At 43.0% G+C, this 14,440-nt stretch carries 12 protein-coding genes; 11 read left to right on the plus strand and 1 reads right to left on the minus strand.

What is annotated here, in order from left to right:
- Positions 1-197 precede the first annotated feature (197 nt).
- The 10 genes from BJP34_RS14550 to BJP34_RS45595 all read left to right on the plus strand — a co-directional run bounded on the left by BJP34_RS14550 (position 198) and on the right by BJP34_RS45595 (position 12,421).
- Positions 198-1,472, plus strand: coding sequence for an ABC transporter substrate-binding protein (locus BJP34_RS14550; RefSeq protein ID WP_149030984.1), 1,275 nt, complete (start codon positions 198-200; stop codon positions 1,470-1,472).
- A 27-nt stretch (positions 1,473-1,499) separates the two neighbouring features.
- Positions 1,500-3,071 (plus strand): methyl-accepting chemotaxis protein, encoded by a 1,572-nt coding sequence (locus tag BJP34_RS14555; protein ID WP_229424364.1) that lies wholly within the window; start codon positions 1,500-1,502, stop codon positions 3,069-3,071.
- A gap of 501 nt (positions 3,072-3,572) precedes the next feature.
- Positions 3,573-3,803, plus strand: a complete 231-nt coding sequence (locus BJP34_RS39825; RefSeq protein ID WP_149030985.1) for a hypothetical protein — start codon at positions 3,573-3,575, stop codon at positions 3,801-3,803.
- Complete coding sequence (locus tag BJP34_RS39830) at positions 3,700-3,951, plus strand: hypothetical protein (RefSeq protein WP_149030986.1); 252 nt, start codon at positions 3,700-3,702, stop codon at positions 3,949-3,951. Before BJP34_RS39825 ends, BJP34_RS39830 begins: the two co-directional genes overlap by 104 nt.
- Before the next feature lie 12 nt (positions 3,952-3,963).
- Positions 3,964-5,232, plus strand: coding sequence for a methyl-accepting chemotaxis protein (locus tag BJP34_RS14560; protein WP_070392970.1), 1,269 nt, complete (start codon positions 3,964-3,966; stop codon positions 5,230-5,232).
- A gap of 310 nt (positions 5,233-5,542) precedes the next feature.
- Complete coding sequence (locus BJP34_RS14565) at positions 5,543-6,295, plus strand: chemotaxis protein CheW (RefSeq protein WP_070392971.1); 753 nt, start codon at positions 5,543-5,545, stop codon at positions 6,293-6,295.
- Positions 6,296-6,523: 228 nt separating this feature from the next.
- Positions 6,524-9,094 carry a hybrid sensor histidine kinase/response regulator gene (locus tag BJP34_RS14570; protein ID WP_070392972.1) on the plus strand — a complete coding sequence of 857 codons (2,571 nt, stop codon included), beginning with the start codon at positions 6,524-6,526 and terminating at the stop codon, positions 9,092-9,094.
- 245 nt (positions 9,095-9,339) lie between these two features.
- Complete coding sequence (locus BJP34_RS14575; RefSeq protein ID WP_070396672.1) at positions 9,340-10,350, plus strand: chemotaxis response regulator protein-glutamate methylesterase; 1,011 nt, start codon at positions 9,340-9,342, stop codon at positions 10,348-10,350.
- A gap of 240 nt (positions 10,351-10,590) precedes the next feature.
- Positions 10,591-12,108 carry an adenylate/guanylate cyclase domain-containing protein gene (locus BJP34_RS50030; protein WP_083305174.1) on the plus strand — a complete coding sequence of 506 codons (1,518 nt, stop codon included), beginning with the start codon at positions 10,591-10,593 and terminating at the stop codon, positions 12,106-12,108.
- Between the two features lie 139 nt (positions 12,109-12,247).
- Entirely contained in the window at positions 12,248-12,421 is a 174-nt protein-coding gene (locus BJP34_RS45595) for a hypothetical protein (RefSeq protein ID WP_168166470.1), read from the plus strand.
- 363 nt (positions 12,422-12,784) lie between these two features.
- On the opposite strand, the gene BJP34_RS45600 is transcribed toward BJP34_RS45595, so the two are convergent.
- Complete coding sequence (locus BJP34_RS45600; RefSeq protein ID WP_168166510.1) at positions 12,785-12,952, minus strand: hypothetical protein; 168 nt, start codon at positions 12,950-12,952, stop codon at positions 12,785-12,787.
- A gap of 64 nt (positions 12,953-13,016) precedes the next feature.
- Here BJP34_RS45600 and BJP34_RS14585 point away from each other — a divergent pair, with 64 nt between their 5' ends.
- A complete protein-coding gene (locus BJP34_RS14585; RefSeq protein WP_070392973.1) occupies positions 13,017-14,381 on the plus strand; it encodes an RNA-guided endonuclease InsQ/TnpB family protein in 1,365 nt (454 codons plus the stop codon).
- Positions 14,382-14,440 lie beyond the last annotated feature (59 nt).

Below are 14,440 nucleotides of genomic sequence, written 5' to 3' on the forward strand. Positions count from 1 at the left end.
GATGATCCGCTGTTCCGATGATCCGCTGTTCCCAATGCTCAAGCTGATAGCTGATAGTTTAAGAATAGCGATCGCATAGGACAATCGGATATAGCGGTTTGCCACCCGTGCTAATTACAATAAGAACAAGTAGTCAGTAGTCAGTAGTTAGTAGTCAGGATTATGTATCATAACTTAACCTACACGCAAACCGCTATATGTTAAGCAAGCAAATTTACGATCAGTTGAAGCTTCTGGGTCTAATTGTTTTATCTCTATTTTTCTCTCTATTGCTTGTTTTGGTATCCGGGTTATCAGGGAAGACCCAAGAGCCTGATATTGTGTTGGGAATGTCTGCTGCATTTACAGGAGCATCTAGGAGTCTGGGCATTGAACTTTATAGAGGTTCAATGGCTTATATAGAATATATCAATCGCCAAGGGGGTATCAATGGCAAACAAATAGTGATTCAGGCCTATGATGATGGATACAATCCCACTAGGGCGATTCAAAACACCATTAAGTTGATTGAAAATGATGATGTATTTCTACTCTTTGATTATGTCGGCACTCCCACGGTGACTAGAGTACTGCCACTGCTCAAAAACTATAGTGACAGACAAACCTATCTCTTCTTTCCCTTTACAGGGGCTCAACCCCAAAGAGAAGCGCCTTACGAGCAATTTGCTTTTAATCTAAGAGCTTCCTACCGTCAGGAAACCGAAGGATTAGTTGATAACTTTGTCAAAATTAATAGACGACGAATTGCGGTATTTTATCAGATTGATGCCTATGGTAGAAGTGGATGGGATGGTGTTAGGAGAGCGTTGGCTAAGTATGGTCTGACTATCGTTGGGGAAGCCACCTATCGTCGAGGAACCTCCTATTCCGAGAGCCTAAAACGTCAGGTAAATATTCTCAGAGCTGCCAATCCCGACGCTGTGATTTCCATTGGCTCCTATGGGGCTTGTGCAGGATTTATTCGAGATGCTAGGGATGCTGGCTGGAATGTGCCGATTGCTAATATCTCGTTTGTGGGGAGCGAGAGTTTGCTGAATTTGTTGCTAGAAACTGGTGTTAAAACTGGTATAGATTATACTACAAATCTGATTAATTCGCAAGTGGTACCGAGTTATAATGACACCTCCTTACCTGCTATAAGTGAGTATCGAGCATTGATGGATCAATATAACCCGATGCCTCCGAGGGATTTAAGCTCGGTAGGATACAAACCCCTCAGGTATAGCTTTGTGAGTCTGGAAGGGTTTCTGAATGCCAAACTCCTAGTGGCGATTTTACAAATGATGGGGGATAAGGTTGACAAGGCTCGGCTCAGACAGGCGGTTGAGAAGGTCAAGAAGCTTGACTTAGGGATTAATGCGCCAGTGTCATTTAGTGCTTTTAGAAATCAGGGACTCAATAATGTCTATTACACTACTGTTGAGCAAAGTCAATTTGTACCGCTAGACAGCTGGGAAAGGTGGGAAAAATGAAGATGTATTAAAAACCATGAAATGAAGATGTCAAAGCTATTTCAAAAAACCCTGATTGGAGAAATAATTCTGTTTGGGTTCGTTATAGTGAGCACATCCACCTTATCTGGCTGGACTCTACACACAAACCTGACTAGTGAGTATAAAAGCAAAGGGACTGCGATCGCAAAAAGTCTAGCTAAGTCTAGCCTCGATCTACTCCTATACAGAGATGCCTCAACCCTTCAGGCAGCCATAGACCAGTTTATTGAGATTAAGGGGGTTGCTTATGCCTTTATTGTGGCTGAAAATGGGGAGATCGTTGCCCATACCTTTGTTCCCACCATCCCTAAAGAAGTCAGGAAGATGGGCTTGGGGAGATACCGACCTACCGAGTCTGTGAGCGAACAGATAGAATTCAAGGATCTAGCAATTCAGGGGATGGGGAGCTTCACCGATATATCTGCACCGATTCTAGCTGGGGTAGCTGGATATGTCCATGTGGGAATGGATCGAGAAATTATTCATGCTCAACTTCGCACGGCAATTCTAACTCAGATCTACATCGTATCCTTGATTTTTCTAGCCAGCATTGCCGTGGCTTACTTACTGGTGAACAAAATGTCTCAACAGCTTACCCAACTTTCAAACTATGCCAAACAAGTCTCTAATGGGGATTTGACCCCCCAAGTGGAAATCCCTGCTAAAAATGAGGATGAGATCGGGGATTTACTGGCATCCATCGGCACCATGACCCAAAATTTGAGTTCTTTAATTGGTAAAGTCCAGCAGTCTGGTATCCAGATTACCGCCTCAACCACCCAAATTGCTGCTGCAGGTCAACAACTACAGGCAACCATCACCAAACAGGTAGTATCCACTAACCAGGTTATGGCCACAACCCAACAGATTGCAGCAACCTCATCGGAATTGGTCAGTACCATGAAAGAGGTCGCTAGTGTCTCAGAACATACGGCTGTTGCCGCTGACAACGCAAGCGCCAACATCCGGCGCATGGAAACCACCATGGGTGAATTAACTGAAGCCACTGTTGCCATTACCACTAAACTAGGGGTAATTCATAACAAAGCTGATACTATCAATAGTGTTATCAGCACGATTACCAAAGTAGCGGATCAGACCAATTTATTATCTCTCAACGCTGCCATTGAAGCTGAGAAAGCGGGAGAGTATGGGGCTGGGTTTGGCGTTGTTGCTCGGGAAATTCGTCGGCTGGCTGACCAGACTGCAGTGGCTACCTTGGAAATTGAGACCATGGTCAAAGAAATGCAATCCGCTGTAGCCACTGGGGTAATGGCAATGGATAAGTTTAACCAACAAGTTAGTACTAGTGTAGACGATGTGGGCAAGATCAGTGAGCAAATCGCTCAAGTGATCCTGCAAGTGAAGACAATTACCCCTGGCTTTGAGCTGGTGAGTCAACGGATGGAGGAGCAAGCTGAAAGCGCACACCAAATCAGAGTAGCCATAGAACACTTAAGTGAATCCTCCCAGGACACTTCTGACTCCCTACGGCATACCAATAGTGCTTTGGAACGATTGGATGATGCTGCCCAAGGATTAAAATCAGAAATTTCAGTTTTTAAAGTCTACCAGTAATATCATGTTCGCTTGAACACTTATAAATATTAGGTAATAGGTAATAGGTAATAGGGAACAGGGAACAGGAAACAGCGGATCTGGGAGCATGTCACTTATGCAGAACATTTGTACTAAGGTAATAGGTAATAGGTAATAGGAACCCACCCCTAACCCCTCCCAGGAGGGGAAGGTAATAGGTAATAGGTAATAGGGGGAGCTAGTCCTGGATGAATATTTGTACATTATCTATAGCCCCCTCATGGGTTTAAGCTTGCTCTACTGGAAAATAGTACTAATGTTTCAGCAACTTTGACCTGCTCCCCAGGGAACAGGGGATGATAATGGAGATTACCTAAGAGAAGGAAGCTATGTTTTTTTGATAACTGATTATCTGAACATAATAGAATAGCCATTTTATTTATTATTGCAATATCTAGCGATTTGCATGCAGATAAGTTAATTATGAAAATGGGGCAAAAAAGATAAAGTCCACTTCTTATAATAAATAACTTAGGTTGGATGCCAACTAATCTATTCCCTATTCCCAGATCCGCTGTTCCCAGATCCGCTGTTCCCAGATCCGCTGTTCCCAGATCCGCTGTTCCCTGTTCCCTAAAAAACCATAACTCTAGCGTTTCTCATAGCTATGAGGTACACATTATTTTTTCCCTCTTCCCTCTTCCCTCTTCCCTCTTCCCTCTTCATTCTTCCCTGCTCCCTGCTCCCTGCTCCCTGCTCCCTGCTCCCTAAAAACCAGAGATTTGTACCTCATGGGTATAAGACTTGCTATATGTACTTAATAAAGTCGCAAACCGCTATAAATGCACAGAATTTAACCAATAAAATCCGAATAATTTATGTCGGCATTATAATTATTATATTAATACTTAATTCCTAATCCCTAACCACGATGAAGATTAAAACGAAACTTATAGGCTTGCTAAGCTTCTGTGGCTGTATCGTGCTGGTGAGTGTTGCCATCAATTGGATCGGACTTTCAAAGTTATCAGCCGACATCGCTGAGATGACTGAACAGGATCACATTAATTATGAGCATATGAGAGACCATATGCAAGAGATGCAGACTCTACATCGAAACAGTCAAACCCTTATTAATATTGTCTTAACTGTCTGTATGCTCAGCATTGTTACAGCTGTAATTCTAGGGATAGTTATCATCCGTGATATTGTCAACTCTTTAAACAAAGCAGTCGCCATAGCCGAAGAGATTTCCGCTGGTAATCTCACATCCAAAGTAGAGTTCACCTCTGATGATGAGATTGGGCAGTTACTCAAAACCCTCAAATTCATGACCATAAACCTTAGTTCACTTATGTCTAAAGTGCAGGAGTCTGGCTTCCAAATTACTAGCTCAACCAAACAGATGGCTGCCTCTGGCAAGCAATTAGAAGCAACAGTAACTGAACAATTAGCCTCGACTAACCAAGTGACAGCAACTGCGCAAACCATTGCAGCGACTTCTGAGGAATTAGTTAAAACTATGGATCAAGTTGCTCAGCTGGCTCACCGTACTGCTGACGGGGCTAGCCAGAGTCAAAAAGACTTAGAGCACATGGAGAAAAGTATGCGTCTGTTGATAGAAGCTACCAGATCTATTTCCCAACAATTGGGGGTGATGAGTGAAAAAGCTAATAATATTAATAGCGTGGTAACCACCATTACTAAGGTAGCAGATCAGACCAATTTACTATCCCTTAACGCTGCTATTGAAGCGGAGAAAGCAGGAGAGTATGGGGCTGGATTTGCGGTTGTTGCTCGGGAAATTCGTCGGCTGGCGGATCAGACGGCAGTAGCCACCTTAGAAATTGAACAGATGATTAACCAAATGCAATCTGCTGTGTCTACTGGAGTTATGAAAATGGATAAATTTAGCAAAGACGTGGGGAATAGCGTCGAAAATGTCGGTAATATCAGTGAGCAAATTGCCCAGGTGATCCAGGAGGTACAAAGCCTCACACCACAGTTTGAAGTGGTCAGTCAAAGCATGGAAGAGCAATCCCTAGGAGCACAGCAAATTAGCGAAGCGATGGCTCAACTGAGTGCTGCATCCCAACAAACTGTATACTCCCTAAAGGATACGAATACTGCTTTGGAACAATTGGAGACTACAGCACAAGGCTTCCAGAGTGATATTGTAAAGTTTAAATTACCTAGCTAATAAATTATTAAGGATGAAGGATGAAGGATGAAATCGGAATTGCAAATATATTATTATAAATAATATGTTTTAGTAAAAAAAAACTTAAAAAATGGCGTTGAATTAATAAAAATATATGTTAATAATAATTAACATAATCCTAAAAATATTGACTAGTTAAATACCTATACCAATCCGTGTAGTAATTGTGATAATTTTTGTTCCCTGTTCCGCTGTTCCCTGTTCCGCTGTTCCCTGTTCCGCTGTTCCCTGTTCCCTTTGGTATATCATAACTAGGTTTATTCTTTACGTTTAATAAACTCATAAAGTAATGGAAGGTCAGACAAGTAATCAACCAATTTTTAACGATTGTTGGAACCAAATCGGAGTGACAGGCGATCGCTCCTGCCCAGAACTAAAAACCTTTATTCATTGCCGCAACTGTCCGGTTTACTCTTTAGCAGGGCGCGGCTTGCTTGAACGTGAACCGCCTCCAGGTTACATTAATGAATGGACTAACTTACTGGTTTCCCAATCTGTGCCACAAGGTGAAAGTACTCTGACACAACTAGGGGAAACCATATCCGTAATTATCTTTAGGCTAGGAGTAGAATGGTTGGCATTGTCTGCAAAGTTATTCAAAGAAGTAACCCAGCCTTGTGTTATCCATACCATCCCCCACCGCAGCAACGAGATCTTACTGGGAATCGTGAACATTCGTGGGGAAATCCTGATGTGTGTTTCCCTCAGCAATCTCCTGGGTTTGGAAGATAATCCGGCTAACTCAGGTTCCGAGCAATCGAAAATCCAACAGCCCCTAACTCGAAAATCCAAAACCAATGTTAGTAGTGTGATGTATCAACGGATGGTGGTTGTGGAAATTGAGAGCAACCGATGGGTCTTTCCCGTTGATGAAATTTTTAGTGTTCAACGGTTTCATACTAATGAATTAATCGATGCACCAGCGGTTATTTATAAAGCTACATATACTTATACAAAATGGATAATTAACTGGCAGGATAAAAAGGTTAATTACTTGGACGATGAGTTATTGTTTTACACCCTCAATCGGAAGATTACTTAACCCGATGGGATGGGGGTAAAGTGCTATCAGCTATTAGCTATTAGCTATCAGTAATCAGCTATCAGCTATCAGCCAAAGGTCTGTGGCCACGCTACTGGTGCGAACAGGTTTTGAATAAAATAAGCTGAACGCGCACGCGTGAGCTAAAAGCTCACGGCTGACCGCTGATAGCTGATAGCTGAATGGTTACAAAATATCATAAATCGAAACTCTAAACTCTAAAATCCTATGACAGACAGCGGACAAGATATGAGCAATTTCTCCATGTTGGATTTATTCCGCATGGAGGTGGAAAGCCAAGCAACGATATTAAATGACAAGTTATTGGCTCTGGAAAGTAATCCTTCCTCCAGCCAAGAACTGGAATCCCTAATGCGTGCAGCCCATTCCATTAAAGGTGCTGCCCGAATTGTCCAAATTGATGCTGCCGTTAACATTGCTCATACCATGGAAGATTGCTTTGTGGCAGCTATTAATAAAACCATTACCCTCAAGGCAGATCACATTGATGTCCTGCTGCAAGGTGTCGATTTCCTCCAACAAATCAGCCAAGTTGATGAAGTGAATTTAGACCAATGGTTGTCCGAACATGGGCAAGCCATTGAAGGTCAGAGTATTGCGATCGCTAAAATTCTCGCACCAGAATCTGCACCCTCCTCCCCACAACAGCCATCTCCATCTGCTGCCCCTAGTACCTCGGGGTCACAGAACTCGGAAAAACTAAGCGCTATAGATGGTCGTTCCGAAGTTTCCACTCTCGATAGTACGAATACAGCCATACAGACTCAAGATCAAACTGTTGATCAGCAAACGGTTAATCAGCAAAATCGTGATCAGGTAGTAACTCACCAGGCTCAAACCGATTCTCTCCCTCAAGTACCTAGTCAGGAGTCTGACCATAGCACGATAGAGATTGAAAGTCAACCCTTGAAGCAGGCTGTGAGCCACAACCCTCAACCTGAAGTGGCTGCCAAAGACAATCAATCCTCATCTACCCCAGGGAATGATTTAACCAAGCAACCATTGATGGCTTTGGATACTGCCAAAAAGTCGGAAGCTAAAGAGAGAGTTGTGCGAGTCAGTGCTGAAAACTTAAATAGCTTAATGGGTTTAGCCGGTGAATCCCTAGTGGAGGCGAATTGGCTACAACCGTTTGCTGATTCTTTGATGACTCTCAAGAAACACCAAATGGAATTATCAAAGATCCTGGAAAAATTACAGAATTCTTTAGCAATATCCCAGGTCAATCAAGTGGGGGAGCAATATCTGAAAGTTGCTCGACAAAAGGAACAGGAATGTCGGGACATTTTGGGCGATCGCATGAGTGAACTAGAACTGTATGCTCGTCGCACTGCTAATCTTTCGGATCGTCTTTACCGAGAAGTGATTGCGTCTCACATGCGTCCTTTTGCTGATGGGGTACAGAGTTTTCCTCGGATGATTCGGGATATAGCAAGAAAGCTGAATAAAAAAGTTAAATTAGAAATTAACGGCAAATCTACGGCAGTAGATCGAGATATTTTACAGAAACTAGAAGCACCACTGACTCATATTTTGCGTAACTCTGTAGACCATGGTATTGAACCTCCCCAAGAGCGTGTAGCAATGGGGAAACCAGCCCAAGGCACAGTGCGACTGGAAGCCGTTCATCGTGGTGGGATGTTATCGATTACTGTTGCTGACGATGGCAAAGGCATAGATCCAGAGAAATTGCGGGAAAAAATTGTCCGCAAAAAAATGATCACCTCAGAGATGGCAAGCCAGCTAGCCGAACATGAGCTGATGGAGTTTCTATTTTTGCCGGGATTTTCTACCGCTAAGCAGGTAACCGAAATTTCTGGTCGTGGCGTTGGTTTAGATATTGCCAAGAGTATGGCACAAGAGGTAGGTGGCACCCTGCGAGCTACCTCTAAGCTAGGGCAAGGAACCAGTTTCCACTTCCAATTGCCTCTGACTCTATCAGTTATTCGTACCCTATTAGTGGATATATATGGTGAACCTTATGCGTTTCCGCTAGCACGAATTGACAAAATTGTCATGGTAGATAGAAATGAAATTTCTGTAGTAGAAAACCGGCAATATTTTACCCTTAATGATGAAAACATTGGACTGGTAGCTGCCCACCAAGTGTTGGAGTTAGATGACTCTTATATCAAATCTGAAACCCTACCAGTCGTGATCATCAGTGACCAATCGAACCGTTTTGGATTAGTAGTTGATAAATTTTTAGGTGAACGAGATTTGGTGGTTCGACCATTAGATCCGAGGCTGGGCAAAGTTCAGGATATCAATGCTGCTGCTTTGATGGGAGATGGTTCCCCAATTCTAATTTTGGATGTGTCAGATTTAGTGCGCTCCATTGATAATCTACTCAATAACCGCCAGTTGAACCAAGTCAGTGGTGATCCTGATGATACTGATATCCAACAGCCGAAACGAATCCTAGTAGTTGATGATTCCATTACCGTGCGGCAAATGGAACGTAAGTTACTGGAAAACCAAGGTTATGAGGTGGAAGTAGCTGTTAATGGCATGGATGGTTGGAACGCTGTTCGCACCAACCCTTATGATTTAGTGATCAGTGATATTGATATGCCCCGCATGAACGGCATTGAGCTAGTCAGCCATATTAAAAGCCATGATAAATTAAAATCAATCCCTGTAATTATTATTTCCTATAAAGACCGGGAACAAGACCGTATTCAAGGTTTAGAAGCTGGCGCAGATTATTATCTAACCAAGAGTAGTTTTCATGATGATTCGTTGTTGAATGCGGTGATTGACTTAATTGGGGATTAGGGATTATTCATTGGTGAGTTTGGATGGCTTGTTTGTTAATTTTAAATGGTCAACTTGGAATCCAAGCTTATTAATTAATAAGGTGGAATTAACCAATGAATAAAATTGACTATAGCCTTAATCATACTTATGAGGTACATTCAATTTTATACTCCCTACTCCCTACTCCCTACTCCCTACTCCCTACTCCCTACTCCCTACTCCCTACTCCCTACTCCCTTATAAAAAATCAGCATTTTTATGACATGAAAATAGCAATTGTTAATGATTCAATGATGGCAGTAGAGACCCTGCGGCGTGTCTTGATGGCGGTTCCAGACTATAAAGTAGCTTGGGTTGCTAGTGATGGTGCCGAAGCTATTACCAAATGTGCCAAAGACCTCCCAGACTTAATTTTGATGAATTTAACCATGCCAGTAATAGATGGGGTTGAGGCAACTCGCCAGATCATGAAACATTATCCCTGTGCGATTTTAGTGGTAACCGCTAGCATCCAGCAGAATTCATCTAAAGTATTTGAAGCCCTTGGATATGGAGCCTTAGATGCTGTTAGTTTGCCAGTGTTGGGCACTCGCGGTAACCCAGACGCTGCCCAAGAACTACTTACTAAAATTGCTACCATTGGTAAACTGATAGGAATTTCCACCCGAAATTCAAAATCCCCAGCCCGAAATTCCCAACTCCATCTTCCGCCGTTAATCGCAATTGGTGCTTCTACTGGAGGACCAAAGGCTCTAGCAACGATTCTCTCCAACATACCAGCAAGTTTCAGTGCAGCAATTGTGATTGTCCAGCATGTGGATCTGCAGTTTGCTTCAGGTTTAGTGGACTGGTTGAATCATCAGACACCCTTGGTAGTCCAACTAGCGTCTGACGGTAGCCGTCCGGAAGTAGGGAAAGTATTGATTGCTGGAACCAAAGACCACCTGTGTTTAACATCGAATTTGAGGTTAACCTACACCAGCAAACCCAATAATTATCCCTTCCGCCCCTCGGTGGATGTTTTTTTCAAAAGTGTAGCCGAGTACTGGAAGCGCAAGGGTACGGCTGTCTTGTTAACTGGCATGGGTAGAGATGGAGCTGAAGGGCTAAAACTGTTGCGCTCTAAAGGTTGGCATACGATTGCCCAAGATAAAAGCAGTTGCGTGGTTTATGGGATGCCGAAAGCAGCAGCAGAGTTGAAGGCGGCGGTGGAAATTTTGCCCCTAGACGCGATCGCACCTGCCCTAATCAAAGGATTCGCGTTTAAGCCTTAGCTAAATTCCTATAGCTAAATTTCTATATCACTATTATTGCACAACACTGATATATTATAATAATTCTTAACAATAGCTTACTATTAATCACAATTGGCATGACATAGTTTTCCCAGTTTACCCAGAGTATTTAACAAAATTTGATAAACTGCTAAACGAATTAGCTAACCCTAGGTTATTTATCTATGCTGTACCTGATCTAATTGATAGCCAAAGCTTGACAAGGACATTAAAATCAAAATGGTGAATCAAGAGCCGATTAAAGTCCTACTTATCGATGATCAGCCCATGATCGGCGAAGCCATCCGTCGCATGTTAGCTCCGGAAAAGGATATTATCTTCCGCTATTGTCAGGATCCAACTGAAACCTTAAAAGTAGCTAAAGAGTACCAACCAACCGTCATTCTACAAGACTTGGTCATGCCGGAGATGGATGGCTTGTTGTTAGTGCGTTTTCTGCGTTCTAAGGATTCGCCTACTCGACCTATTCCCTTGATTGTACTCTCCAGTAAAGAAGAACCAGTAATTAAAGCGAAAGCCTTTGGATTTGGAGCAAATGATTACTTAGTCAAACTGCCAGATCGGGTAGAACTAATTGCTCGCATTCGTTACCATTCCAAAGCCTATCTGAACTTCCTGAAACGGACCGAAGCTGAAGAGCAGCTTAAAGCTGAAAATCTGCGCCAGTCAAAGTATATAAAACAGGTAGAAAAGGTCACAGTAGCAGCCGCCGCTGTGGAAAATGATACCTTTGAGCCTGAAAATCTAGAGGAAGTAGCGACTCGGAGCGACGAGTTAGGACGACTAGCACGAGTTTTCCGGCAAATGGTTCAAACGGTAAAAGCCCGTGAGCAAGAATTGACTCAAGCCAATGAAACTCTGGAAACCCTAAAAAATTCCTTTGCTCGGTTTTTCCCATTTGAATATCTTAATTTTCTGCACAAGGAAAATGTGATTCATGTCCAATTAGGAGACCATGTTAGTAAAGAAATGGCGGTAATGTTCAGTGATATTCGCTCCTTCACTACCATTTCTGAGAGTATGACACCAAAGGAAAACTTTGACTTCGTCAATGCCTATCTTAAGCGTGTCAGTCCTGAAATTCGCAATCACGATGGCTTTATTGTCAAATTTCTAGGGGATGGCATGATGGCAATTTTCCCTGATGGCGCTGATGATGCTGTCTGTGCTGGAATTGCCAAGCTCAAAAAAGTCCACCAATACAATCAAAAGCGCGAAGCCAAGGGTTATTTACCAATTCAAGTAGGGATTGGCATCCACTATGGTCACATGATGGTGGGGATGGTTGGAGAAACATTCCGAATGCAGGGGGATGCTTTTTCTGATAATGTTAACTTAACCGCTCGTTTGGAAGGCTTGACCAAGTTTTATGGGGTTTCTTTCTTAATTTCTGAGCAAACCTTAGAGAAATTGAGCAATCGAAATCACTATCAAATTCGGTTTCTAGATCGAGCAATTGTTAAAGGGAGAAATGAACCCCTTGCCATCTACGAAGTGCTGGATGGTGAGACGGAGGCAGTTAGGGAATTGAAGTTAAAAACGCAACGGGAATTTGAACAAGGTTTAGAGTGTTATCGCACTCAAGGATTTTACAAGGCTTTAGAGTATTTTAATCACGTGTTAATGGTGAATCCTTTGGATAAGACCGCTGCCTTATATGTGGAGCGAATTAACCAATTGATGGCCCAAGGGGTGCCACAGGATTGGGATGGAGTTTGGCGGTTTACCAAGAAGTAAGCTATCTTGGTTAAGGGGAGTAGGGAGTAGGGAGTCGGGAGTCGGGAGTAGGGAGTCGGGAGTAGGGAGTAGGGAGTCGGGAGTCGGGAGTCGGGAGTAGGGCTAAATTGATAACTGCTCTACAGCCTTTTTTATAGCTATGAGGTACACATTTTTTTTTATCTGTTCCCTGTTCCCTGTTCCCTGTTCCCTGTTCCCTGCTCCCTGCTCCCTGCTCCCTGCTCCCTGCTCCCTGCTCCCTGCTCCCTGCTCCCTGCTCCCTGCTCCCTGCTCCCTGCTCCCTGCTCCCTGCTCCCTGCTCCCTGCTCCCTAAAACCCAGAACTTTGTACCTCACCGAATTGATAACTGCGATATATAGTATAGTAATATTTGCCTAAGGATATTGGTACTATAGTTTAGTCATTAGTGATTGCTAAGCACTAATGACTAATCACCAATGACTAAGCACCCAGAATGATAAATATTCATCGGGACATGATATCACAAGTTGCCGACGGTAATTGTTTATCTAATTTTTTTTATGCAGGTAGCACTCCAAAAAATTTATAATTCTGAAATATTCCAGAATACAGTTTTGAGCGTAATAATCTTAGCTAGCATTATCGAATCGGGGAGCTTGAGGGGAAAAGAATACCCCATCCTCTTAGGTTGGGGATGAATTTTCCCCTCAAACACTTACTTAAGCATGACGCCAGTTTTTCCTAAAGCTTCCAAATATTCTGACAAGCTTAGACCTGCCTCGATCCCATGCTGCTTTAATCCGTCCCAGGCTTCTTCTGTAGTTCTAACAGTGTACGCTACCTTGGGTTCACCATGAATAGGTTGTCGTCCAATTCTTCCCATAGTAATTGTTATTTGTATTTCTATAAGTTATAATCAAGATAGCACGGAAACAGAGGTCGATGCCATGCAGTTGGGATACGTTTACAAATTGATTCCAAGTTCTCAGCAAGAAGTTGTCATGAACCAATGGTTAGCCATGCTTTTGGCTCAGTACAACTACTTGCTCAGAGACAGGACTGAGTCTTATGAGCAAGTCAAGTCTCCAAAGATGGGAGATTACTGCGATCTAAAAACTCATAGGGAAGCGTGTCCATTAACTTGTTCGGTAAATAAATCAACTTCAATCGGTTATCCCTGGAAAAAGAGTCAAAATAATCCTCGGCGTAGTACCTACGAAGTTCAGAGTTCGACTCTCCCCACCCTAAAAAAAGAACGCCCTTGGTACAATAAAATTAATTCAACTGTTCTGCAACAAATGTTGAGACAGTTGGATACCGCATTTTCAAAGTTCTTCAAAGGTGAAGCCCAATATCCAAAACCTAAAAGGCGATCTCGGTACCGGAGTTTCAAATATGCCCCAGGGCAAGTAAAACTAGATGGCAATAAAATCTATTTGCCAGGTATAGGATGGATGCGATTTCATAACTCCCGTCCTATACCAGAGGGTTTTACGATGAAATCTGTTACCGTTCGCCGAAAGTCACGGGGTTGGTTTGTCAGTATTCAAATTGAGGACAAATCAGTTCCGCTGCTCCCAGTAAAATCTGCTAATGAGATTAGACCTAATCGTGTTAAAGGATGCGATTTGGGAATCAGAAAACTTGTTAGCACTTCTGATGGTAAAACCATCCAAAACCCAGCCAATACCAAAAAATATAAGCGCCAAGCCAGACGTTTAAAGTTAAGACAGCGATCCGCAAGTCGGAAATTAAAAGGCTCGAATAATCGCAAAAAGTCATTTAACAAAGTGGCTTCGTTACACGAGCGGATTGCCAACAGTCGATCTGCGTACCATTGGGAAACAGCTAAAAATTTAGTTGATAGTGCAGATGCTCTGGTGTTTGAAGATCTCAACATCAAAGGCATGAAATCTCGCTGTAAGCCTAAGCCCAATGAAAATGGTGGTTACGTCCGCAACGGACAATCAGCCAAAAGAGGTCTTAATCGTGTAATTTCTGACGCTGCCTGGGGTGAATTAGTAAAAAAGGTTGAGGTCGTGGCTGCAAAGTCAGGCATACCCGTAATAAAAGTCAATCCCAGACATACATCTCAGCAATGCCCAAAGTGTCACCACACTAATGCAGACAATCGCTCTGGTGAAAAATTTGTCTGCACTGAATGTGGGTATCACGATGATGCAGATATAAATGGCGGAGTAAATATCAGGAATAGAGGTCTCAAAAAACTGGGAATTGACCCCACCCAGCTACCTTCGGTGCGTTCGCGTAGCGTGGCCTACGGCCAAGGGAAGTCACGCCCATGGAGATAACAGCCGTAAGGCGTGTGCCTGGGAATCCCCATCCCTGCGACGGGTGGGGTAGTTCAAAG

Origin of the sequence: Moorena producens PAL-8-15-08-1, assembly GCF_001767235.1 — a bacterium.
Taxonomy (GTDB): domain Bacteria; phylum Cyanobacteriota; class Cyanobacteriia; order Cyanobacteriales; family Coleofasciculaceae; genus Moorena; species Moorena producens_A.

Excerpts from the sequence above, each read along its gene's own strand:
- BJP34_RS39830 (WP_149030986.1), top strand. The coding sequence starts at position 3,700 with ATGAGGTACACATTATTTTTTCCCTCTTCCCTCTTCCCTCTTCCCTCT.
- BJP34_RS14585 (WP_070392973.1), top strand. The coding sequence starts at position 13,017 with ATGCAGTTGGGATACGTTTACAAATTGATTCCAAGTTCTCAGCAAGAA.
- BJP34_RS45595 (WP_168166470.1), top strand. The coding sequence starts at position 12,248 with ATGAGGTACACATTTTTTTTTATCTGTTCCCTGTTCCCTGTTCCCTGT.
- BJP34_RS50030 (WP_083305174.1), top strand. The coding sequence starts at position 10,591 with ATGGTGAATCAAGAGCCGATTAAAGTCCTACTTATCGATGATCAGCCC.
- BJP34_RS14565 (WP_070392971.1), top strand. The coding sequence starts at position 5,543 with ATGGAAGGTCAGACAAGTAATCAACCAATTTTTAACGATTGTTGGAAC.
- BJP34_RS14560 (WP_070392970.1), top strand. The coding sequence starts at position 3,964 with ATGAAGATTAAAACGAAACTTATAGGCTTGCTAAGCTTCTGTGGCTGT.
- BJP34_RS45600 (WP_168166510.1), bottom strand. The coding sequence starts at position 12,952 with ATGGGAAGAATTGGACGACAACCTATTCATGGTGAACCCAAGGTAGCG.
- BJP34_RS14570 (WP_070392972.1), top strand. The coding sequence starts at position 6,524 with ATGACAGACAGCGGACAAGATATGAGCAATTTCTCCATGTTGGATTTA.
- BJP34_RS39825 (WP_149030985.1), top strand. The coding sequence starts at position 3,573 with ATGCCAACTAATCTATTCCCTATTCCCAGATCCGCTGTTCCCAGATCC.
- BJP34_RS14555 (WP_229424364.1), top strand. The coding sequence starts at position 1,500 with ATGTCAAAGCTATTTCAAAAAACCCTGATTGGAGAAATAATTCTGTTT.
- BJP34_RS14550 (WP_149030984.1), top strand. The coding sequence starts at position 198 with ATGTTAAGCAAGCAAATTTACGATCAGTTGAAGCTTCTGGGTCTAATT.
- BJP34_RS14575 (WP_070396672.1), top strand. The coding sequence starts at position 9,340 with ATGAAAATAGCAATTGTTAATGATTCAATGATGGCAGTAGAGACCCTG.